Origin of the sequence: Prauserella marina, from assembly GCF_002240355.1 — a bacterium.
Lineage (GTDB): Bacteria > Actinomycetota > Actinomycetes > Mycobacteriales > Pseudonocardiaceae > Prauserella_A > Prauserella_A marina.
Genome location: NZ_CP016353.1, coordinates 1,392,846 through 1,414,555, shown reverse-complemented (window position 1 = coordinate 1,414,555; position 21,710 = coordinate 1,392,846). Strand labels below are relative to the sequence as shown.

General features: G+C 67.3%; 16 protein-coding genes and 2 tRNA genes. 3 read left to right on the top strand and 15 right to left on the bottom strand.

Annotated elements, in window-relative coordinates; genetic code table 11:
- Positions 1-3: 3 nt before the first annotated feature.
- Positions 4-960, top strand: a complete 957-nt coding sequence (locus BAY61_RS06445; protein ID WP_245865862.1) for an NUDIX hydrolase — start codon at positions 4-6, stop codon at positions 958-960.
- Between the two features lie 178 nt (positions 961-1,138).
- On the opposite strand, the gene BAY61_RS06440 is transcribed toward BAY61_RS06445, so the two are convergent.
- The 3 genes from BAY61_RS06440 to leuC form a co-directional block, all read right to left on the bottom strand.
- Positions 1,139-1,813 carry an HU family DNA-binding protein gene (locus BAY61_RS06440; protein WP_091799749.1) on the bottom strand — a complete coding sequence of 225 codons (675 nt, stop codon included), beginning with the start codon at positions 1,811-1,813 and terminating at the stop codon, positions 1,139-1,141.
- A gap of 228 nt (positions 1,814-2,041) precedes the next feature.
- Positions 2,042-2,644, bottom strand: coding sequence for a 3-isopropylmalate dehydratase small subunit (leuD, locus tag BAY61_RS06435; RefSeq protein WP_091799747.1), 603 nt, complete (start codon positions 2,642-2,644; stop codon positions 2,042-2,044).
- A 97-nt stretch (positions 2,645-2,741) separates the two neighbouring features.
- Positions 2,742-4,160 (bottom strand): 3-isopropylmalate dehydratase large subunit, encoded by a 1,419-nt coding sequence (gene leuC, locus BAY61_RS06430; protein WP_091799743.1) that lies wholly within the window; start codon positions 4,158-4,160, stop codon positions 2,742-2,744.
- Positions 4,161-4,252: 92 nt separating this feature from the next.
- Here leuC and BAY61_RS06425 point away from each other — a divergent pair, with 92 nt between their 5' ends.
- Positions 4,253-4,972, top strand: coding sequence for an IclR family transcriptional regulator (locus BAY61_RS06425; protein WP_091799740.1), 720 nt, complete (start codon positions 4,253-4,255; stop codon positions 4,970-4,972).
- A 927-nt stretch (positions 4,973-5,899) separates the two neighbouring features.
- On the opposite strand, the gene BAY61_RS06415 is transcribed toward BAY61_RS06425, so the two are convergent.
- The 4 genes from BAY61_RS06415 to gltX form a co-directional block, all read right to left on the bottom strand.
- A tRNA-Glu gene (locus BAY61_RS06415) sits at positions 5,900-5,972 on the bottom strand.
- Positions 5,973-6,025: 53 nt separating this feature from the next.
- A tRNA-Gln gene (locus tag BAY61_RS06410) sits at positions 6,026-6,097 on the bottom strand.
- A 93-nt stretch (positions 6,098-6,190) separates the two neighbouring features.
- On the bottom strand, positions 6,191-6,913 hold the full coding sequence (locus BAY61_RS06405; RefSeq protein WP_245865860.1) for an HAD family hydrolase: 723 nt from the start codon (positions 6,911-6,913) through the stop codon (positions 6,191-6,193).
- A 155-nt stretch (positions 6,914-7,068) separates the two neighbouring features.
- Positions 7,069-8,550, bottom strand: coding sequence for a glutamate--tRNA ligase (gene gltX / locus BAY61_RS06400; RefSeq protein WP_091799714.1), 1,482 nt, complete (start codon positions 8,548-8,550; stop codon positions 7,069-7,071).
- Positions 8,551-8,637: 87 nt separating this feature from the next.
- On the opposite strand from gltX, the gene BAY61_RS06395 reads away from it, so the two are divergent.
- Complete coding sequence (locus BAY61_RS06395) at positions 8,638-9,891, top strand: FAD-dependent oxidoreductase (protein WP_091800782.1); 1,254 nt, start codon at positions 8,638-8,640, stop codon at positions 9,889-9,891.
- An 18-nt stretch (positions 9,892-9,909) separates the two neighbouring features.
- Here the strand turns inward: BAY61_RS06395 and BAY61_RS06390 are convergent, their stop codons facing one another.
- From BAY61_RS06390 to BAY61_RS06355, 8 genes are all read right to left on the bottom strand, one after another.
- Positions 9,910-10,680 carry a fumarylacetoacetate hydrolase family protein gene (locus BAY61_RS06390; RefSeq protein ID WP_091799712.1) on the bottom strand — a complete coding sequence of 257 codons (771 nt, stop codon included), beginning with the start codon at positions 10,678-10,680 and terminating at the stop codon, positions 9,910-9,912.
- 227 nt (positions 10,681-10,907) lie between these two features.
- A complete protein-coding gene (locus BAY61_RS06385) occupies positions 10,908-11,948 on the bottom strand; it encodes a 3-isopropylmalate dehydrogenase (protein ID WP_091800779.1) in 1,041 nt (346 codons plus the stop codon).
- A 174-nt stretch (positions 11,949-12,122) separates the two neighbouring features.
- On the bottom strand, positions 12,123-15,398 hold the full coding sequence (locus BAY61_RS06380; RefSeq protein WP_245865858.1) for a S8 family peptidase: 3,276 nt from the start codon (positions 15,396-15,398) through the stop codon (positions 12,123-12,125).
- 119 nt (positions 15,399-15,517) lie between these two features.
- On the bottom strand, positions 15,518-17,116 hold the full coding sequence (gene serA, locus BAY61_RS06375) for a phosphoglycerate dehydrogenase (RefSeq protein ID WP_091799706.1): 1,599 nt from the start codon (positions 17,114-17,116) through the stop codon (positions 15,518-15,520).
- A 566-nt stretch (positions 17,117-17,682) separates the two neighbouring features.
- A complete protein-coding gene (locus tag BAY61_RS33890; RefSeq protein ID WP_091799703.1) occupies positions 17,683-18,069 on the bottom strand; it encodes a DUF397 domain-containing protein in 387 nt (128 codons plus the stop codon).
- 100 nt (positions 18,070-18,169) lie between these two features.
- Positions 18,170-19,183, bottom strand: a complete 1,014-nt coding sequence (gene ilvC, locus BAY61_RS06365) for a ketol-acid reductoisomerase (RefSeq protein ID WP_091799700.1) — start codon at positions 19,181-19,183, stop codon at positions 18,170-18,172.
- A 61-nt stretch (positions 19,184-19,244) separates the two neighbouring features.
- Positions 19,245-19,751, bottom strand: coding sequence for an acetolactate synthase small subunit (ilvN, locus tag BAY61_RS06360; RefSeq protein ID WP_091799697.1), 507 nt, complete (start codon positions 19,749-19,751; stop codon positions 19,245-19,247).
- Complete coding sequence (locus BAY61_RS06355; protein WP_091799694.1) at positions 19,748-21,607, bottom strand: acetolactate synthase large subunit; 1,860 nt, start codon at positions 21,605-21,607, stop codon at positions 19,748-19,750. The genes ilvN and BAY61_RS06355 overlap by 4 nt, the downstream gene beginning before the upstream one ends.
- Between the last annotated feature and the right edge of the window lie 103 nt (positions 21,608-21,710).

The following is a 21,710-nucleotide window of genomic DNA, read 5'->3' as shown; positions in this document are numbered from 1 at the left end:
CGCGTGAGCGGCACGGAAAGGCCGGTCATCCGCGCGGCGGGTGCGGTGTTGTGGCGAAGGAACCCCGCCACGGAAAAGCTCGAAGTGGCCGTTGTTCATCGCAATCGATATGACGACTGGTCACTTCCCAAAGGAAAGCTCGATCAGGGCGAGACCGCTCCGGTCGCGGCCGTTAGGGAACTGGCCGAGGAAACCGGCTTCGATGCCGTTCTCGGCCGATTCCTCACCCGGGTCGAATACTCCGTCGGCGAGGCGGCGAAAACGGTCGACTACTTCTCGGCGCGGGCTCTCGGAGGGCTATTCGCCGCCAACGAGGAAGTCGACGAACTCCGCTGGTGCTCACCCGAACTGGCCGTCCCGATGGTCGGCTACGACGGGGACAGGGCGGTATTGCGGCAGTTCATGGCCCTGCCTGCCGATCTGACGACCGTATTGCTTGTCCGGCATGCCAAGGCCGGCAAGCGGGAGTCGTGGGCCGGTGCGGACGATCTGAGGCCCCTTTCCGAGGCGGGAAGGCGTCAGGCGGCGGCACTTCGAGTGCTGCTCGGCACGTTCGGCCCGGACCGGGTGTTCGCGGCGCCGAAGCTGCGTTGTGTTCAGACGGTGCTCGGCGTCGCCGACGATCTCGACAGGACAGTCACAACCGAGCCTGTCTTCGCCGAGGAGAGCTTCTCGTCCGCCCCCTCGGCCACGGTGGCCAGGTTGCTGCGGATCGCCGCTGAGGGAGGAACTCCGGTCGTGTGCAGCCAGGGCGGGGTCATCCCCGCCCTGGTACGGACGCTGGCCGAACGCGGTGGTGTCGGCGGTGTCGCGCTTCCCACGGGCGGAACCGGTTCCCTCGCGAGCAAGAAGGGCTCGTTGTGGCTGCTGTCCTTCGCGGCGGATGGGGACACCCCGAGCCTCGTGGCGGCGAGCTACCTGCCCAGCCCGTTGCCCGCTCCCTCGCCTTCGGTGCGCTGACGGCGCGCTCTCCCCTTGCCGGCCTGACTTTTCCCCGCCCCGCCGTCGCGCCGAGTGCCCGTGCGACATGGCCAATCCTTTGGCCACGCCGCGCGAACCCGACAACCCCCAGACATGCGGCAGGGCCCCACGTGGGATACGCGGGGCCCTGCCGAGAGGTAGCTGACCAGTAGGTCGCCTACTTCTTCTTCCTGGCAGCGGTGGTGGTCTTCTTGGCAGCGGCGGTGGTGGTCTTCTTCGCCGCGGCCTTCGGAGCCGCCTTCGTCGTCGCCTTGGTTGCCTTCGCCGTCGTCTTCTTCGCGGTCGACGCCTTCGCGGTCGTCGCCTTCGCAGTCGACTTCGGTGCCGCCTTGGTGGCGGTCTTGGCTGTGGTCTTGGCCGCGGTCCTCGACGCCGTCTTCGGAGCCGCCTTGGTGGCGGTACGGCTCGTGCTGCGAGCCGTCGTCGCGCGGGTACGGGTGGTCGTGCTGCGCGTCGCGGTCGGACGGCTGGCGGCCGCCCTCGTCGTCGTGCCGGTGCTCCTGGCGCTGCTGCTCGCGGTCGCCCGCTTGGCCGTGGTGGCCTTCGGCAGCTTCTTCGCACCGCTGACGACGTCCTTGAAGGTCGTGCCGGCACGGAAGGCCGGGACGTTGGTCTTCTTGACGCGCACGGTTTCGCCGGTCCGCGGGTTCCTCGCGGTACGGGCAGCGCGAGCGCGCTTCTCGAACACACCGAAGCCGGTGATGTTCACCTTCTCGCCCTTGTTCACCGTCCGGATGATGATGTCGACAAGGTTGTCGACAGCCTGCGACGCGACCTTCTTGTCGCCCAGGCGCTCGGAGAGCGCCTCGATCAGTTGGGCCTTGTTGGCCATTCCAGTCCTCCAAGAAGAACTACTTGTTACCCGGCCACACCGGCCGACATGCGCACACGGTATTACCAACGCAGCACAAATTCCAAACGGCACGCGGAATTTTTCCTTATCGGGTGCGCTGTTGTGTCCCCGATGACCCCGTTTGGGGGCCCTTCCGATGCCGTTCGGCGAGGTTTCCCAGACCGGCCTCCGAGCCGGGATTCCCTTTCTGAGCAGGGAATCCGCGGCTCAGGACGACGCTGAAGGGATGGTGAGCGGCTTCCAGGAAGGCCGTCGCGACTCGAACGAGGCGATCTCGTCGGCGTGTCGGAGTGTCAGGGCGATGTCGTCGAGTCCTTCGAGCAACCGCCAGCGGGTGTAGTCGTCGATCGAGAAGCTCGCCACGAAGTCCTTGGCTCGTACAGTCTTCTCGGCGAGGTCCACCGTGACCTCCGTGCCTGGCTCGGTTTCGAGCAGCTTCCACAGCAACTCGACGTCCGCCTGCTCGCACTGGGCGGCCAGCAGACCCTGTTTGCCGGAGTTGCCGCGGAAGATGTCGGCGAACCGGGACGAGATGACGACCCGGAAGCCGTAGTTCATGAGCGCCCACACGGCATGCTCACGCGAGGATCCCGTTCCGAAGTCGGGTCCCGCGACGAGCACACTGCCCGCCTTGAACGGCTCCTGGTTGAGCACGAAGTGCTCGTCACCGCGCCATGCGGCGAACAGCCCGTCCTCGAACCCGGTGCGGCTCACGCGCTTGAGGTAGACGGCCGGGATGATCTGGTCAGTGTCCACGTTGGACCTGCGCAGCGGCACTCCGATGCCGGTGTGCTTGGTGAAGGGTTCCATGTCGGATCGCTCCTGCTTCGGGTTGGTCAGGCGCGCGATGTGATCGGTCCGCGGCGGCTTGACCTGGGTTTGTACTGTCGAGAGGTGGACAGTCGCCTTACTGGCCGAGGTCTTCGGGCGACGACAGGGTTCCCCGCACGGCGGTCGCCGCGGCGACGAGCGGCGACACGAGATGCGTCCGCGCGCCCTTGCCCTGCCTTCCCTCGAAGTTACGGTTGGAGGTCGAGGCGCTGCGTTCCCCCGGCTTGAGCTGATCCGGGTTCATCCCGAGACACATCGAGCACCCCGCTTGCCGCCACTCGGCGCCCGCCGCGGTGAAAATCGTGTCGAGTCCCTCATCTTCGGCTGCCTTGCGCACCCGCATCGAACCGGGAACGACGAGCATCCGGACGCCTTCGGCGACCTTGCGGCCCTCCAGCACGCCCGCCGCGACCCTGAGGTCCTCGATCCGGCCGTTGGTGCACGAGCCGAGGAACACGGTGTCCACCGGTATCTCCCTCAGCGGAGTGCCCGGAACAAGATCCATATAGGACAGGGCCTTCTCTGCGGCCGTCCGCTCGTTCTCGTCGGCGATGCGCTCGGGGTCGGGAACGGACGAGCCGAGCGGAAGTCCCTGACCAGGGTTGGTACCCCAGGTCACATACGGAGTCAGCTCATCGGCGTCGATCGTGACCTCAGCGTCGAAAACGGCGCCGTCGTCCGTGCGCAGCTCGCGCCATTCAGCGAGTGCCGCCTCCCAGTCCGCGCCGCGCGGAGCGTGCGGACGGTCCTTGAGGAAGGCGAACGTCGTCTCGTCGGGGGCGATCATGCCCGCGCGCGCGCCTGCCTCGATGGACATGTTGCAGATGGTCATCCGCGATTCCATCGACAGCGCGCTGATCGCACTGCCCCGGTATTCGAGTACGTAGCCCTGTCCTCCGCCGGTGCCGATCCTGGCGATGACGGCGAGGATGACGTCCTTGGCCGTCACTCCGGGACGCAGCGTCCCCTCGACGTTGACGGCCATGGTCTTGAAGGGACGCAGCGGAAGCGTCTGGGTCGCGAGGACGTGCTCGACTTCCGAGGTGCCGATACCGAAGGCCATCGCGCCGAAAGCGCCGTGGGTGGAGGTGTGGCTGTCGCCGCACACCACGGTGGTTCCCGGCTGGGTCAGGCCGAGCTGCGGGCCGATGACGTGCACGATGCCCTGTTCGATGTCGCCCATGGGGTGGAGCCGGACTCCGAACTCCTTGCAGTTCCGGCGAAGCGTGTCCACCTGCGTCCGCGAGACGGGATCGGCGATGGGAAGCTCGATGTCGACCGTAGGGACGTTGTGGTCCTCGGTGGCGATGGTGAGATCCGGCCTGCGCACCGGCCTTCCGGCGAGCCTCAGCCCGTCGAACGCTTGCGGGCTGGTGACTTCGTGCACGAGGTGCAGGTCGATGTAGAGCAGATCCGGTTCTGCGCCTTCACCTCGGCGCACAACGTGCGCGTCCCACACTTTTTCGGCGAGTGTGCGGCCCCGTTCTTCGGCCATCAGGGCTCCTCCATGAGCGTTGAAACAGGGAGTTGCGGAAGTCGGCTCCCACAATCTGGACTTCCCAAACTCCGAGAATATAGTATCGCTTTGTGGGACAGCATAACCCTGAAAACCAGCAGAGCGGTATCGGCGTCCTGGACAAAGCCGTTGCCGTACTGCATGCCGTCGCCGAAGAACCGTGCGGGCTCGCCGAATTGTGCGCGCGCACAGGACTTCCGAGAGCGACGGCGCACCGCCTCGCGGTCGGACTCGAAGTACACCGGTTACTGCGCAGAGGCCCCGACGGCCGCTGGCGTCCCGGTGCCGCGCTCGGGGAACTCGCGGGAGGAACGACGGACCCGTTGCTGGACGCGGCGAGCATCATCTTGCCGAAACTGCGCGACATCACCGGCGAGAGCGTGCAGCTCTACCGCAGGGACGGCGTACAGCGGGTGTGCGTGTCGACGGCCGAACCGCCGAGTGGCTTGCGCGACACCGTTCCCGTCGGCACGCGACTGTCGATGACGGCCGGGTCGGGCGCGAAGGTACTGGTGGCATGGGCGGATTCGCACACCCAGCGCACCGTGCTCGCCGACGCCGTCTACGGCGAGCGCACGCTGTTGGAGGTCAGGCGAAGGGGCTGGGCCCAGAGCGTCGCGGAGCGGGAGCCGGGAGTGGCGAGCGTTTCCGCCCCGGTCAGGGATTCCTCTGGCACGGTCATCGCGGCCGTTTCGGTTTCCGGTCCCGTCGAACGCATCGGGCGCAAGCCGGGTGCGCGGTGGGCGGCCGATCTACTCGCCGCCGCCGACGCGTTGCAGGAACGGCTCTAGACCAAGGGACGCCTCGCGGTCCCGCCGCCCGCTGTCCGGGGCAGCGGCGGGCGAACGCTCCCAGGAAGAAATCCAGCCCCGCCAGCAACAGCAGGAACAACTCTCACAGTCCGTGCCGGACGACCGCTCCCCCGACTCGGCTCAGTCCGACGGCGACCGCGGTCGCCTGATCGCGGTCGCCACCGAAGGCCGCCTCGACGACGGCGGGAACCGTTGCGGCGGCGCGACAACGCGCTGCCACGTTCGCACGAGCATGTCGGCGGTGAAACCCGCGGCACCCGCCGATCGATCCCACGCTGACCACGGTCGTCCGGCCGTCCCGCTGAAGTGGACGGTCGACCGTGGCCATGTCGGCGGTGACATGACGGCAGTGACCGTGACGGCGGTGACCTGCCGACCGTGACGTGGCGCACCACGCCGTCTCCTCGGGGCTCGAAGGACTTGGGCTCCTGGCTTGGGTTTCCGGGCTCCGGGGTTTCCGGCGGTCCCGGTAACGCCCCTTCGACCGGCAAACCGTCGGTCCACAGCCGACGAAGGAGCCACGCCGCACACCTTCAGGCCGAACGCGCTCGCTGCAAGCGGGCGACGTGTCTCGCGCGGGGCAACGAGACGACGGCGCCGGTGTCCGGCTCCTCCTGAGACGGCGGCGCTGGTGTCCGGCTCCTCTGCCCTGTGCTGTTCCCGATACCCGCCGCCATCGGCGACCGCTACGCCGACGCGAGGTAGCCGGCGGCGCCGCGGCTCCGTGCCGCACTACTTCGCGCCGCGGCGGTTCCGGTGCTCGAACGCGGATCTCACTGGCCTGAGTGCGGATCTCGACGGCCCGAGTGCGGATCTCGCTGGCCTGAGCGGGGGACTCGCGGACATTGAGCGGGCAACAAAAAGGCCCTTATCCGCTTTCGCGGATAAGGGCCTTACTCTTTCGAGTACCCCCGATGGGATTCGAACCCACGCTACCGGCGTGAGAGGCCGGCGTCCTAGGCCGCTAGACGACGGGGGCTTGTTCTTCTGTGCTGGAGAGAAACTTACCAGAGCGGGTTTTTCACTCCACCGCTGGGGTACCAGGACTCGAACCTAGACTAACTGAACCAGAATCAGTCGTGCTGCCAATTACACCATACCCCAAAGAGGTGCCTCACCTGAGCAAGCTCGGGCTCAGCACCACTGGAAAGAAATACTAGACCACGCCCTGAACAGGGCGACAACCGGGCCTGCCGGTCAACGTTGAGCGGGTACGCCGACCCTGACGAACTCGGACACCAGCAACTCGGGAAGCTCGTCGAGACCGGCGAGAACGTGAATTCCGGCGGGCGGATCGATGTCGGCCGAGCCGGAAGGGTCCCTGTCCAGCCACACGCCCGCCAGCCCCGCGTCGCGCGCTCCGATCGCGTCCGTGCCGAGCTTGTCGCCGACGTGGACGGCCTCGGCGGGATCACAGCCGAGCTTGAAACAGACCGAGTGGAACATCACGGGATCGGGCTTGGCGACCCCCATCTCGCCCGCGATCGCGACGTGGTCGAAGAATCTGGCGAGGCCGAGGTTGGCGAGCTTCTCTCGCTGGTGCGCGCCGGAGGCGTTGGTCACGGCGGCGAGGCGCACCCCCGCCGCGATCAGCCAGTCGAGGCAGGGCAGCACGTCGTCGAACAGCCGCAGATACCGGCGCAGCCTGTCCTTGCGCTGTACCTCGAATTCCGCGATGTCGGGATGCGCCGCGATCACACCGAGTTCGGTGAGGAACGCCTCGGTGCGCCGGACATGCATGTCGGCGTAGTCGAGCCCGCCCGCGACGACCCTCGCGACATGTTCATCGGTGATCCGCTCCCAGAGCGGCCACATGTCGGTGCGGCCGATCAAGGCCGCGAGCGATCTTCGGCTCGCGGCGGAAAAGTCGATCAACGTGTCGTCGATGTCGAGACAGACGAGCCGGAGTTCGGGCGGCACCCATGGTGGGGAAGCCGCGTTGTCAGAAACAGTTTGCGATGCCGTCGGGGAGCCGAACGCAAAAGCCACCAAGCGAGGCTAGGTCAGTTTGGCCGCCGCCGACTCGTCTGACAAGGTGATAAAGGGCTGTCTGTTTCGGTCCAGCCTTTCTACGGTCAGTTGCGCGGAAGCGCGCGCCGCAACCGGCCGAGTGAAATCTCACGCCCCAAAAGCTCCATCGATTCGTAAAGCGGCGGTGACACCGTACGCCCGGTCACCGCGACCCGAATCGGCGCGAAAGCCTTACGTGGCTTGAGTCCCAACCCGTCGACGAGTGCGTTTTTCAATGCCTGCTCGATCTCGCCCGCCCTCCAGGAGCCCGTTGCCTCCAGCGCCTCGATGGCCGCGCGCAGCACGGGCTCCGAGACAGGGCCGAGGTTCTTGGTCGCGGCGGCTTCCTCCGGCGCGAAACTCTCCTCGTCGGCAAAGAGGAACCGCAGCAGATCGACCGCTTCGGACAGTACGGTCACGCGCTCCTGGACCAGCGGCGCGATGGCCCGCAACGTCTCCAGCTGTGCGGCGGAAGGCGAGGCGGGAAGCACGCCGCCACCGACGAGATAGGGCAGCACCCGTTCGGTGAAGTCGCCGATGTCGAGCGCCCTCACGTGCACACCGTTGATGGCTTCGGCCTTTTTCACGTCGAACCGCGCGGGGTTGGCACTCACCTTGGTGATCTCGAACGCCTCGACCAGCTCGTCGACGGTGAAAATGTCGCGGTCGTCGGCGATCGACCAGCCGAGCAGCGCAAGGTAGTTGAGCAGGCCCTCTTTGATGAACCCTCGGTCGCGGTAGTTGAAAAGGTTCGACGTCGGGTCGCGTTTGGACAGTTTCTTGTTGCCCTCACCCATCACATAGGGGAGGTGTCCGAACTCGGGGATGAACTCGGCGACACCGACCCTGGTGAGCGCCTCGTAAAGAGCGAGCTGCCGGGGAGTCGACGGCAGCAGGTCCTCTCCACGCAGTACGTGCGTAATGCGCATGAGCGCGTCGTCGACCGGATTGGTCAGCGTGTAGAGCGGCTGACCGTTGGCGCGCACGAGGACGGGGTCGGGAATAGTGCCCGCCTTGAACGAGATCTCACCGCGCACGAGGTCGTTCCACGTGAGGTCGTGGTCAGGCATCCGCAGCCGCAGCACCGGCGAGCGGCCCTCGGCGACGAAGGCGGCCCGCTGCTCGTCGGTGAGTTCCCTGTCGAAGTTGTCGTAGCCCAGCTTGGGGTCCTGCCCCGCGGCCACGCGCCGCTGCTCGACCTCTTCGTTGGTCGAGTACGCCTCGTACAACTCCCCCGCTTCGAGCAGCTTCCTCGCGACGTCCGAGTAGACCTCGCCACGCTCGCTCTGCCGGTAGGGGCCGTACTGACCGCCGACCTCGGGGCCCTCGTCCCAGTCGAGTCCCAGCCAGCGCAGCGCCTCCAGCAGCGCCTCGTAGGACTCGGCCGAGTCGCGCGCCGCGTCGGTGTCCTCGATGCGGAACACGAGCGAGCCACCGTGGTGGCGGGCGAAGGCCCAGTTGAACAACGCCGTGCGGATCAACCCGACGTGCGGGGTTCCGGTGGGCGATGGACAGAAGCGAGCGCGGACGGCCTTGTTCTCAGTCATAGCCCATCCAGCCTATCGCCCTTGACGGGCACGGGTTTTCGGTGCATGGTGAATTTATTCAACAAGTGATGAATAGAGGTGCTGATCATGTCGGAACATCCGGCCACGACCGGCAAGGAGGCCACGACCTGCGCGATCATCGGCGCCGGTCCGGCTGGCATGGTGCTGGGACTGCTGCTCGCCCGCGCCGGCGTCGAGGTGACGGTGCTGGAGAAGCACGGCGACTTCCTCCGCGACTTCCGCGGCGACACCGTGCACCCCTCGACGCTGCGATTGCTCGACGAACTCGGTCTCGGCGAGCAGTTCGCCGCGCTTCCGCAGAGCAAGCTGGAGGAGATCGCCTTCCCCGACGGCGACGAAGGGCTCGTGGTGGTCGGGGATCTGCGCAGGCTCAACGTGCGCCACCCCTACATCGCCATCACCCCGCAATGGGACCTGCTGAACCTGCTCGCCGAAGCCGCCGAGAAGGAACCGACCTTCACGCTGCGCAGGAACACCGAGGTGACCGGGCTGATCGAGCAGAACGGCGTGGTCGAGGGTGTGCGCTACCGCGAGCGGCAAGGCGGCACCGGTGAACTGCGCGCCGACCTCACGGTGGCCTGCGACGGACGGTGGTCGATCGCGAGGCGGCAGGCCGGTCTGCGGCCGAAGGAACTTCCGGTGCCGATCGACGCGTGGTGGTTCAAGCTGCCGCAGCACGAAGGCGAGGAAAGCGCCTCACTCACGCCCACCGCGAGGGACGGCAGGTTCGCCATCGTGATCCCGCGCTCCGGCTACTACCAGATCGCCTACATCGCCAAGAAGGGAATCGACGCGAGCCTGCGGGCACGCGGGATCGAGCATTTCCGAGAGGAGGTGGCGGCCGTGCGCCCCGAATTGGCCGACCGGGTCGACCGGCTCGGTTCGATGGACGACGTGAAGCACCTCGACGTCAGGGTGAACCGGCTGAACCGCTGGCACACCGAGGGGTTGCTGTGCATCGGGGACGCCGCGCACGCCATGTCGCCGATCGGCGGAGTGGGGATCAACCTCGCCGTACAGGACGCCGTCGCCACGGCGACCGTACTGGCGGCGCCACTGCGCAAGGGCGAGGTGACCAGCTCACGCCTGGCGAAGGTCCGCAGGCGCAGGCTGCTGCCGACCATCGCGGTTCAGGCACTGCAACAACTGCTGCACAAGGGGGTCGCCGAGCCCATCGTCGAGGGCAGGCGGACCGGACCGCCGAAACCGGTGATCAAGCTGATGCGCCGGTTCCCCAAGCTGTCGTTCATCCCCGCCTACCTGATCGGCATCGGGCTCCGCCCCGAGCACGCCCCCGCTTTTGCCAGGCGTGTTTCATAGGCTTGGAGTGGGCAAGCCCTAGGCGTCCTGAACGGGATTCGTGAGCGTGCCGATGCCCTCGATGGTGATGGACACCTGCTGGCCGTTCTCGACCGGGCCGACGCCTTCCGGTGTCCCGGTGAGAATGACGTCGCCGGGCAGCAGGGTCATGACACCGGAGACGAACTCGACCAGCTCGGGGATCTTGTGCACCAGCGCCGAGGTGCGGGCGTCCTGTTTGACCTCGCCGTCCACCTCGGACCGCAGGGCCAAGTCGCTCGCGTCGAGCGACGTCTCGATCCAGGGGCCGAGCGGGCAGAACGTGTCGAACCCCTTGGCCCTGCCCCACTGGCCGTCGGAACGCTGGAGGTCACGGGCGCTCACGTCGTTGCCGACGGTGTAGCCCAGTATCGCGGCACCGGCCCTCGCGGCGGGAACGTTGCGAACGGGCTGCCCGATCACGACGGCGAGCTCACCCTCGAAGTCCACTTGGGATGACGCTCGCGGGCGCTTGATGGCCACGTTCGGGCCGATCACGCTCGTCGACGGCTTGAGGAAGATCATCGGTTCCTTCGGAACCTCGTTGCCGAACTCCTGCGCGTGAGCGGCATAGTTGCGGCCGACCGCGACGACCTTCGACGGCAGGATCGGCGCGAGCACCCTCACGTCGGCGAGCGGCCACCGTCGTCCCGTGAACGTCGGGTTGCCGAACGGGTGGTCGGCGATCTCCAGCACTACCGCGTCGGCGCCATCTCCTTCGACGGAGACGAACGCGACGCCCTCAGGATGAGCAATTCGACCAAGACGCACGTACCGAGTCTACGTGCGTCGCGCGGTGGCTCACCCAGGGCGGTACTGGCGGCGCTCCGTCCAACCAGGACAGGCATCGTCGCGCACTCGTTGTGCACCCAAGGTACTTGTCCCGCAACGAATCCACCGCGAACGACAACGGGCCCCTCGCGAACGCGAGAGGCCCGGGTGCTGTCCCGTGGTCACTTTCGGTCGTTGCCACGGACCGAAAGTGACCACGGGGAGGATCAGCTCGCCTGCCGGGTGTTCGAGGAGACCAGCGCGGCGAGCCGGTCGCCGATCGCCTGCGTGCTGCCGGGCGACGCCTGGTCGCGGGTGGCCAGGTCGAAGGCGACCGAAGCCTCGATGCGCCGTGCCGCTTCCTTCTGGCCGAGGTGATCGAGCAGCAGGGACACCGACAGCGCGGCCGCCGTGGGGTCGGCGAGGCTCTGGCCCGCGATGTCCGGCGCGCTACCGTGCACCGGCTCGAACATGCTCGGGTTGCGCTTGGTGATGTCGAGGTTGCCGCTCGCGGCGAGCCCGATGCCACCGGTGACGGCGGCGGCAAGGTCGGTGATGATGTCGCCGAAGAGGTTGTCGGTCACGATGACGTCGAACCGGCTCGGATCGGTCACGAGGTGGATGGTCGCCGCGTCGACGTGCGAGTACGCCACGGTCACGTCGGGGTGCTCAAGCGACTCCTCCTCGACGATGCGCGACCACAACGAACCGGCGTGTTCGAGCACGTTGGTCTTGTGCACGAGGGTGAGGTGCTTGCGGGGCCGCTCCTGCGCGCGCTGGAACGCGTCGGCGACGACCCGCCGGATCCCGAAAGCGGTGTTGACGCTGACCTCGGTCGCGATCTCGTGCTCGGTGTCCTTGCGCAGCAGGCCACCGTTGCCGGCGTAAGGGCCTTCCGTGCCCTCCCTGACCACGACCATGTCGATCTCGCCGGGATCGGCGAGCGGCCCCCGCACGCCGGGGTAGAGCCTGGCGGGCCGGAGGTTGACGTGGTGGTCCAGCTCGAAACGCAGGCGCAGCAGCAATCCCCTTTCGAGAATGCCGCTCGGCACGCTCGGGTCGCCGACGGCGCCGAGCAGGATCGCGTCGTGCTGCCGGAGCTCACCGAGCACCGACTCGGGAAGCAGTTCTCCGGTGGAGTGCCAACGGGTGGCACCGAGGTCGTAGTTGGTGGTCTCGGCGCCAGGCACGACCTCGGTCAGTACCTTCAATGCCTCGGTGACCACCTCGGGCCCGATCCCGTCACCTGGGATCACAGCGAGCCGCATCCACACACCTCCGTCAGTCGGGTCACCGGGGTCCCGGATGCCCCATTCGCGATCGAACTCCAGCGACGGCAGGTTACCGGCAGTCGACAATTGTTCGAAGCCCTACCACCCTTACGCCGCAGCGCCCTCCACAGGGAGCCACCCGATGGTGGCATTGCGCTACGTAAATGATCATCAAAGGTTCGGTGTCGGCCTCTGGCCCGCGACGTGGAGCCGGACGACCGAGGACCGGTCTCCCGAGGCGTTGTGGTGGTTGAGCGCCAGCAGTCCGAGCACCTGTTCGCCGGGATCGGCCGCCGGATCGCGGTCGACGACGAGCGCCGTGCCCGGCCTCGCGAAGTAGGACAGCGCGGGGTCTCCCCCGCCTCGCACGGTGTAGGCGGGCGCGAGCGGATCGAACGTCAGCGGGTCCGAGACACCGTCCACGTCGCCCGTGGCAGGAGAGCCGTAGTACCCGGCGACGCCGACCGTGTAGGTGATCTTGTGGGAGTCGGCTTCCGGATCGATGCCAAGCGCGGAAAGTCTCACCGGCAACGCGATGACGTTGGTGTCGAAGACATTCGTGTCGACGTCACCGAGCTGTCCGTTCACCGCCTGGATGTCCACGGAGGGGAATTCCGGTTCGTTGAGGGAAACGGTGTTGACCAGCAGCACGTCGCTCGACACGGCCTTCGTCACGTACAACTCGAAGTCCGGCCGTCCGTCGCCGGTGGTGTCGATGTCGATGTAGGGCACCGTGTTGCTGCCGATGTTGGCCCAGTCGTCCCAGGTGACGAGCCCGAAGGCGAGCAGAGCGTCGTCGGGGTTGCCCTGCTCGGCCGCCAGCGGCGCCGTCGAGGTGGCCCCGACGTACCGGAGATCGCCGCCCCTGGCCGTGCCGTTGACCGCGCACTCCTCGCTCCCGCCATCGGCGCAATCCGGCAGCCTCGGCGAGGTCGCCTGAAGCTGGAAGAGACTGATCAGCGACTGGTACGCCTCGCTGTCCTCACCCTGGTCCACACCCCTTCCGCCGAGGTTGAGCACGCTCTGGCTCGCCTTGCGGGGGAAGTTCACCTGCTTCGGAACGAAGATGTCGGCGACCGGCTTCGCCGCCGTGTAGACCGGAACCCGCAGCGGCACCGCGGTGCCGCTGCGCGGGGTGAACACGATCCGGCCCGAGGCGTCGGCGAGGAACTGCCTCGCCAGACCGGCCTGCTCCGTCTCCATCGTCGGGTCGATGGTCTTGCGCAGCGCCGAGGGGTCCACGTGCACGGTGACGCCGACCGTCGCCACTCCGCGCGGGCTCAATCGCACCGAGCTCTTCGAGACCTCGTAGCGCACACCAGGCTGCTGGGTCACGCCCTCGTAGCCGACGCCGAGGTCCACGACGTTCGTGCCCTTGTTGACCACCTTCACGGTCTTGGTGACCGAGGTGCGCTTGGCTGCCTCGATCGTCCCGAACGTCACGCTCACCGAGCCCGGGTCGTCCTTCACGTAGGCAAGCACGCTGTTGTCGAGCGCCGCCTTGGCGTCGAGCCTTCCCGCGCCGACCCGTTGCGGCGCGAAGGTTCCGCTGTCGTCGCTCACGTCGTGGCCTGCCGTGTTGACGACGGCGGCCTTGACCTCCTCGACCGTCCAGTCCGGGTGTGCCTGCCTGATCAGCGCGGCGACGCCGGAGGTGTGCGGTGCCGCCATCGACGTTCCTGACAACACCGTGCGGTCGTTGCCGCTGCCCGCGAAAGCCGAGGCGATGGTGTCGCCTGGCGCGGCGACATCCGGCTTCACCGAAGGCCCGCGAACACCTCGCGACGTGAAGACACTCGGTGTGTCCACTATGGATTGATCCTCGGTGTGCAGGCTAGCCCTCGCGGCGCCGGACATGCGCACCTCAAGCGTTCCCGCTTCCAGCGAGGACCGCACCGCCTCGGTCGCCGACCCGGTGAACTGGAACACCGGGATGCCCTCGTTACCGGCGAGACCGGCCGCGAAATGCTCCACAGTGGACGAGAACAGCGCACCGGCCGCCCCCGCGTCCTGCGCGTTCTGCGCCCTCGCGAACGAACCGCACGCCCGGGTGGCGTCGTCGTCGTCCCATTCCAGCCACACGAACTTGTCCGCGACGGCAGCGGCGTCCTCGGCCGAGTACGGCTCGCAGCCGTCGGCGTTGCCTGCCGAAAGCGCGACCACCGCCCTCGTGAGATCGAGTTCGTCGTAGCCCGCGTAGTCCTGGCTGTACTGGCCGCCGTAACGGCCCGTCGTACCGGGAGGCGCGGTGACGTCGACGGCGTCGCGCAGGATCGAGGCGTCCCTCGTGCTGGCCACGGTCAGCGCCTCGGGGGTGTTGCCCGGCGAGCCGCCGATGTCGTAGAGGTCGCCGCCGTTGCCGCCGGAGAACACGGGAAGCACGTTGTTGGCCGCGAGCTTGCGCACGAACAGTGAATCGGGGTCGTCGGGTGCGCCGTAGTCACTGCCGAGCGAAAGGTTGACGAGGTCGAGGCGATCGGAGAAATCACCGTCGCCGTCCGGATCCAGCGCCCAGTCCATCGCCTGTGCCGTGACGTTGGTCGAACCGGTGCAGCCGAAGACCTTGATGGCGTACAACTGCGCCTTCGGTGCCGTACCAGGACCGATGCGCATCTCGTCGACCCGCTCCGGCGTCAGCGAGGCGTAGTCACCGGTGAACGTGCTGCCGTCGGCCTCGACACCGAAGCCGCCCGCCGTTCCGGCGACGTGGGTCCCGTGGTTGCCGCACGCGAGCGGGTTGGGGTCCGGCGCGGGGCTGCCGGAACCGTCGTACTCGTCACCGACGAGGTCGGTTCCGCCGACCACCTTGGCCGTCGGGAAATAGGACGCCTCGACGACCGTCGGGTCGATGGACTCGTAGGCCTCCTTCGTACCGGGACCACCGAAGTCGGCATGCGTGTAGTCGATGCCGTCGTCGATGATGCCGATGCGCACACCGTCGCCGAACCGTCCGGTCTGCTGCCACGCGGTGAGGGTGTCGGTGAGCTGAACCGCGCTCGTGTTCGTCCTCGTCTTCGGCACGACCGGGCGCACGGACAGCACGTCGTCGCGCTCCGCGATACCGGCGAGAGCGGCCGCGTCCGCCGTCACGATCGCACCCGCGACGGCGTTGGTGGTGCGCGCGAGAACCGTCGTGTTCGAGTCGAGCGTGCGCAGAACCCCGACGACACTGTCCACAGTGTCCTCGACGACCTGCCTCGCCTCGACGGCCGCTTCCCGCGCGACCTCCAGCCCCTGTGGGCGGACTTCGTTGAACGCGTCGACGGCCGGCGTGCGATCCAGTTGCACGAACGCCGTCGTGCTGCCTTCGGCCCCGGCCAGCCGTGGCGAGAGCTTTCCAGCCACCTTGGCGGGATCGACCGAAGCGGGGTCGAGCCCCCGCGCGGGTGGTGGCTCATCCTGAGCCGAGGCGACCCCGGTGACGGATCCGGCCAGTACAACGGTCATTGCCGCGGCAACCGACCGCGCCACCCATCGATTCATCGACATGCCCTCGCTGCGGCGTCAAGGAACAACCTCGGTCGGTGATCACCTAACCGCAGCGAGTGCAGCCGAAGGGAGTCTCGTTATGCGAATGTGATGGCGCGGATCTTCCGCGCGCCGACGGTTGCGCCGATCGGCTCAAGGAGCTGGTTGTCGACGGCCCTGTCGACGCGCAGCAGCATCACCGCGTCGGAACGATCGGTGGTCTGGCTGATCTGCGCGGCCTCGATGTTGATGCCCGCCTCGCCGAGCAACGTGCCGACCCTGCCCATGATGCCTGGCCGGTCAGGGTATTCGAGCAGCAGCATGTTGCCCTCGGCCCTGATGTCGAAGTGCCTGCCGTTGACCTCGATCAGCTTCTGGATCTCTTCCTTGCCGGACACGGCACCCGAAACGGAGTTGACCGTTCCGTCCGCGTACACCGCGCGCACCGTGAGCTGGCTGCGGTAGTTGGGGCTTTCCGGCTCGGTCGTCACCTGCACCTGCACACCCAGCTCCTCGGCGAGCCTCGGCGCGTTGACGAAGGTGACCTGGTTCTCGACGACGCTGGAGAACACGCCACGAAGGGCCGCGAGCTGCAACACGCTCACGTCCTCACCGGAAAGCTCACCGCTGGCCACGACGGCGACCGACGACGGAGCCTGCGTGCTGAACGCCGACAGCACGGTTCCCAGCTTGTGAGCGAGCGGAAGGTAGGGGCGCACCTCGTCGCCAACGGTGCCGCCGCCGGCGACGTTGACCGCGTCCGGCACGAAATCGCCCCGCAGCGCGAGCAGGACCGACTTCGCGACATCGGTTCCCGCCCTGTCCTGCGCCTCGGCGGTCGAGGCACCCAGGTGCGGGGTCACGACCACGTTCGGCAGGCCGAACAGCGGGCTCTCCGTCGTCGGCTCGCTCGCGAACACGTCGACACCCGCACCGCCGACCTGTCCTTCGCGCACCGCGTTCGCCAGCGCGTCCTCGTCGAGGAGGCCGCCCCTGGCCGCGTTGACGATGATGACGCCCTTCTTGGTCTTGGCCAGCGCCGCCGCGTCGATGAGCCCCTTGGTCTCCGGCGTCTTCGGCAGGTGGATGGAGATCGCGTCGGCCCGCTCAAGCAGCTCGTCGAGCGACACCAGCTCGACACCGAGCTGCGCCGCGCGCGCCGGCGAGGTGTAGGGGTCGTAGGCGATGATCTTGGTCTCGAAGGCGGCGAGCCGCTGCGCGACGAGCTGGCCGATCTTGCCGAAGCCGACGAGGCCGACCGTCTTGCCGTTGAGTTCGACACCGGTGTAGGCGCTGCGCTTCCACTCACCGGCACGCAGGCTCTGATCCGCGGCGGGCACTCGCCTCGCGACGGAGAGCAACAACGCGACGGCGTGCTCGGCGGCGGACACGATGTTGGAGGTCGGCGCGTTGACGACCAGCACGCCCCGCTCCGTCGCCGCGGGAACCTCGACGTTGTCGAGGCCGACACCCGCCCTCGCGACGACCTTGAGCCTGCCGCTGGCTCCGAGCACCTCGGCGTCGACCTTGGTCGCGGACCGAACGAGCAGCGCGTCCGCGTTCTTCACCGCGTCCAGCAGTGCGGGACGGTCGGTTCCGTCCACGTGCCGGACCTCGACCTCGTCCCCGAACACACTCACCGCGGAAGGTGCGAGCTTCTCGGCGATGAGCACGACGGGCTGGCTGGCAATGGTCACGATGCGCCTTTCGTAAGCGTTGGGATCGGTTTCGCAGACGCGCTCGACGGGTCACGACGCTGTGCCCTGAGGTGCCCGGTAGAGCCCTGGGCGCCTCGCAGTCTAACGCCCAGCTGGAACACGACCGCAATGCAGGCCACACGAATCAACGGCCGAGAACGCCGGAATCCGCGCCGGGACAGCGGGATCCGCGCCAGGAGCCACGAGACCCGCACTCGCGCCGACCAGCACGGACCCACGTTCCGGCTACTCGAACGCCATCCTGGTCACCGCACCGGCTCGACGGCCCCCTATTCACCGAGACATTCCCAGAGAATGAGAGCCGTCGCCGACGGGACGGCACATTTCGGCGGAAGCGAATCAACCGGGCGGATTCGCGGACCTCAGCCGATGGCCAACACGGAGGGACACGGGCGCGCTGTCGTGCCAGAGCAGCAGGGGACAACGGTGTCAACGCCGGAGTTTTCACCGCGCGGGCAATGAATCGGCGGGGACGCGCAAGGACTTCCCTGCCCCGAGGCGTCACGCCTCGCACCGGACCCGTGACGCCGCCGGGAAGGCCGTGACTATCCGGCGTTCTCCCTGTCGAACTGCCCTTCTCTCGCTCCAGCGAGGAATGCGTCCCATTCGGACGGAGTGAAAACCAGGACAGGGCTTTCCTGGCTGCTTGCCTGACGCATCGCTACATAGGTGACACCGTCGGTGTGCGGAACGAACGACAGTTCGAGCACCCGGTCCTCCGAGGAGGGGACGGTGTGCCACTCCGCTTCGCCGAAGTCCAGCTCGGCTCTGAGATCGACCTTGTCGTCGACGGAGCCAATAGCGTCAATGGCATCAATGGCATCGATGCCGTCGGCGGCGACCAAATCCAGGTCGGCGTCGAGTGCGGCGAACTCCGCCGCGACGGTGGAGTCGCCGAGGTCGTTCTCGACGACTGAAGAAAGCTCCCTCATGGACCGCCACCGTATGCCACAACCGAAAAGGCCCCCAAAGCCGCCTTCCCCGCCGGGAGGGCGGGAAAAGCGGCCCCGGGGGCCGTGAAAATGCTTCGCGTCAGGCGGTTTCGGTGATCGGACGGTCCACCCAGGACATGAGTCCGCGGAGCTTACGGCCGGTCTCCTCGATCGGGTGTTGTTCGCCGGCTTCCTGCAGCTTACGGAAGTTCGGGCGGTCCGCTTCGTCCTCGGCGACCCACTCCCTGGCGAAGGTGCCGTCCTGGATTTCGGCGAGGATCGCCTTCATGTTTTCCTTGACCTCAGGGGTGATGACCCTGGGGCCGCGGGTGAGGTCGCCGTACTCCGCGGTGTCGGAGATGGAATACCTCATCCGGGCGATACCGCCCTCATACATGAGGTCCACGATGAGCTTGAGCTCGTGGAGCACCTCGAAGTAGGCGATCTCCGGCGCGTACCCGGCCTCGGTGAGTACCTCGAAGCCGGTCTGCACGAGCGCGGAAGCACCACCGCAGAGAACGGACTGTTCACCGAAAAGGTCGGTTTCCGTCTCTTCCTTGAACGTGGTCTTGATCACGCCCGCCCTCGCGCCGCCGATGGCCGCCGCGTAGGCGAGTGCGATCGCCTGCGCGTTGCCGCTCGGGTCCTGCTCGATGGCGATGAGGCAGGGCACGCCCTTGCCGTCGACGAACTGCCTGCGCACCAGGTGGCCGGGTCCCTTGGGGGCGACCATCGCGACGTCCACATTGGCCGGCGGCTTGATCAGGTCGTAACGGATGTTGAAGCCGTGCCCGAAGAACAGTGCGTCACCCGCGTTGAGGTTGGGCTCGATGTCCTCGGTGTAGATGGCGCGCTGCTTCGTGTCCGGCGCGAGCACCATGATCAGGTCGGCTTCCTTGGAAGCCTCGGCGGGGGACAGCACGCGCAGCCCCTCGTCCTCGGCCTTCGCCCGCGACTTCGACCCCTCAGGCAGGCCGATGCGCACATCGACTCCGGAGTCACGCAGGCTCAGCGCGTGAGCGTGCCCCTGACTGCCGTAGCCGATCACGGCAACCTTGCGGCCCTGGATGATGCTCAGATCGGCGTCGTCGTCGTAGAAGATTTCGACTGACATGAGGGGTACTACTTCCTTTCGGATCATCTGAAAAAGTTGCTCATCGGCGCGAAGCGCCTCGTTAGCGGGGAGAGGCCGCCGTGATCGACCGCGCTCCCCTTCCGACGGCGACCATGCCCGACTGCACAAGCTCACGCACACCGTACGGTTCCAGCATGCGCAACAAGGCGCCGATCTTGTCGCTCGTGCCCGTCGCCTCGACAGTGAGCGCTTCCGGGGAAACGTCGACGACCTTGGCGCGGAAGAGCTGCACGGTCTCCAGCACCTGACTGCGCACCGTCGCGTCGGCCCTGACCTTCACGAGCAGCAGTTCCCGCTGCACCGCGCTGGTCTGGTCGAGCTCCACGATCTTGATCACGTTGACGAGCTTGTTGAGCTGCTTGGTCACCTGTTCGAGCGGTTGCTCGTCAACGGCGACCACGATCGTCATCCTGGACACCTCCGGGTTCTCCGTGGGTCCAACGGCAAGAGACTCGATGTTGAAACCCCTGCGGGAGAACAAGCCCGACACGCGCGCGAGCACGCCGGGAACGTTCTCGACCAGAACGCTCAGCGTGTGGTTGGTCATCGGGACACCTCGTCGTCATCGAACAGTGGCCGGATGCCACGCGCGGCCATGATCTCGTCGTTGCCTGTACCTGGGCCGATCATCGGCCACACCTGTGCATCCTTGCCGACGACGAAATCGATGACGACGGGGCGGTCGTTGATGTCCATCGCCCTGCGGATGACCTCGTCGACCTCGTCCTTGGTCTCACACCGCAGACCCGCGCAGCCCAGCGACTCCGCCAGCAGCGTGAAGTCGGGGATGCGGTGCTTGTGCGTCCCGAGATCGGTGTTGGAGTAGCGCTCGGCGTAGAAGAGGTTCTGCCACTGCCTGACCATGCCGAGGTTGCCGTTGTTGATCACGGCGACCTTGATCGGCGCGCCCTCGATGGCGCACGTGGCCAGTTCCTGGTTGGTCATCTGGAAACAGCCGTCCCCGTCGATGGCCCACACCTGCTTGCCCGGCTCCCCGAACTGCGCGCCCATGGCCGCGGGCACCGCGAAGCCCATCGTGCCGAGCCCGCCCGAGTTGATCCACGTACGCGGGTTCTCGTACTTCACGAACTGGGCGGCCCACATCTGGTGCTGGCCGACCCCCGCCGTGTAAATCGCCTCGGGACCGGCGAGCGCGCCGATCCGCTCGATCACGTACTGCGGCGACAACGTCCCGTCAGCTGGCCACTCGTACCCGGCGGGGAACGTCTCGCGCCACGCCCCGACCTGCGTCCACCACGCGTCCAGTTCCGGGGGGCCCGACTCCTCGTTCTCCGCCCGCACCGCCTCGATCAGCTCGGTGATGATCTCCGCGCAGTCGCCGACGATGGGCACGTCGGCCTTGCGGTTCTTGGAGATCTCTGCCGGATCGATGTCGGCATGCACCACCGTGGCGTCCGGCGCGAACGAATCCAGCCTGCCGGTCACCCTGTCGTCGAACCTGGCGCCCAGCGCGATCAGCAGGTCCGCCCGCTGCATCGCCGCCACGGCCGCGACCGAACCGTGCATCCCCGGCATCCCCAGGTGCTGCGGATGCGAATCGGGGAAGGCACCACGGGCCATCAACGTGGTCACCACCGGGATACCGGTCAGCTCGGCCAGCCGCCGCAACTGCTCCGAAGCCCGCGCCTTGAGCACCCCGCCACCGACATACAGCACCGGCCTCCGCGACGAGGCGATCAGCCGCGCCGCTTCCCGCACCTGCTTGCCGTGCGGGCGCATCGTCGGCCGGTAACCGGGCAGGTGCATCTCAGGCGGCCAGTTGAACGCCGTCGCCTCTTGCAGGACGTCCTTGGGGATGTCGACCAGCACCGGGCCGGGGCGGCCCGTGCTCGCGAGGTGGAAAGCCTCGGCGATGACCCTCGGGATGTCGGCGGGATCGGTCACCAGGAAGTTGTGCTTGGTGATCGGCATCGTGATGCCGCAGATGTCGGCTTCCTGAAACGCGTCGGTACCGATGAGGGCCCTTGTCTGCTGCCCCGTGATGGCGACGAGCGGAACGGAGTCCATGTTGGCGTCGGCGAGCGGCGTGACCAGGTTGGTCGCGCCGGGCCCCGAGGTGGCCATGCACACGCCCACCTTGCCGGTCGCCTGCGCGTACCCCGTCGCGGCATGCCCGGCACCCTGCTCGTGGCGGACCAGGACGTGCCTGACCTTCGTCGAGTCGAGCAGCGGGTCGTACGCCGGCAGAATCGTGCCGCCCGGAATGCCGAATACCACTTCGACGCCGACCGCTTCGAGCGAGCGCACCAGCGACTGCGCGCCGGTGAGCCGTACCGGCGCGCCAGCTGGCGGTGCCGGTTTCGGCCTTGCTCCTTGTTGGCTGGGCGATGCCGGTGGTGTCGGCCCAGCGTTCGTTTCCGATCGCGAGGTGGCGCTTGTCATCGGTTTGCCTCGTGGGTCTCGGTGTTCTGGCCTGTGCTGACGTGGTGGACTTTGTGCTGTTGTGCCGGGCTACTCACTCCGCGCACTAAAAAACCCCCGCCGA

Excerpts from the sequence above, each read along its gene's own strand:
- gltX (WP_091799714.1), bottom strand. The coding sequence starts at position 8,550 with ATGACTGAGAACAAGGCCGTCCGCGCTCGCTTCTGTCCATCGCCCACC.
- leuC (WP_091799743.1), bottom strand. The coding sequence starts at position 4,160 with ATGGCCGAAGAACGGGGCCGCACACTCGCCGAAAAAGTGTGGGACGCG.
- leuD (WP_091799747.1), bottom strand. The coding sequence starts at position 2,644 with ATGGAACCCTTCACCAAGCACACCGGCATCGGAGTGCCGCTGCGCAGG.
- BAY61_RS06385 (WP_091800779.1), bottom strand. The coding sequence starts at position 11,948 with ATGCGGCTCGCTGTGATCCCAGGTGACGGGATCGGGCCCGAGGTGGTC.
- BAY61_RS06355 (WP_091799694.1), bottom strand. The coding sequence starts at position 21,607 with ATGACAAGCGCCACCTCGCGATCGGAAACGAACGCTGGGCCGACACCA.
- ilvN (WP_091799697.1), bottom strand. The coding sequence starts at position 19,751 with ATGACCAACCACACGCTGAGCGTTCTGGTCGAGAACGTTCCCGGCGTG.
- BAY61_RS33890 (WP_091799703.1), bottom strand. The coding sequence starts at position 18,069 with ATGAGGGAGCTTTCTTCAGTCGTCGAGAACGACCTCGGCGACTCCACC.
- BAY61_RS06380 (WP_245865858.1), bottom strand. The coding sequence starts at position 15,398 with ATGACCGTTGTACTGGCCGGATCCGTCACCGGGGTCGCCTCGGCTCAG.
- BAY61_RS06395 (WP_091800782.1), top strand. The coding sequence starts at position 8,638 with ATGTCGGAACATCCGGCCACGACCGGCAAGGAGGCCACGACCTGCGCG.
- ilvC (WP_091799700.1), bottom strand. The coding sequence starts at position 19,183 with ATGTCAGTCGAAATCTTCTACGACGACGACGCCGATCTGAGCATCATC.
- BAY61_RS06440 (WP_091799749.1), bottom strand. The coding sequence starts at position 1,813 with ATGGCCAACAAGGCCCAACTGATCGAGGCGCTCTCCGAGCGCCTGGGC.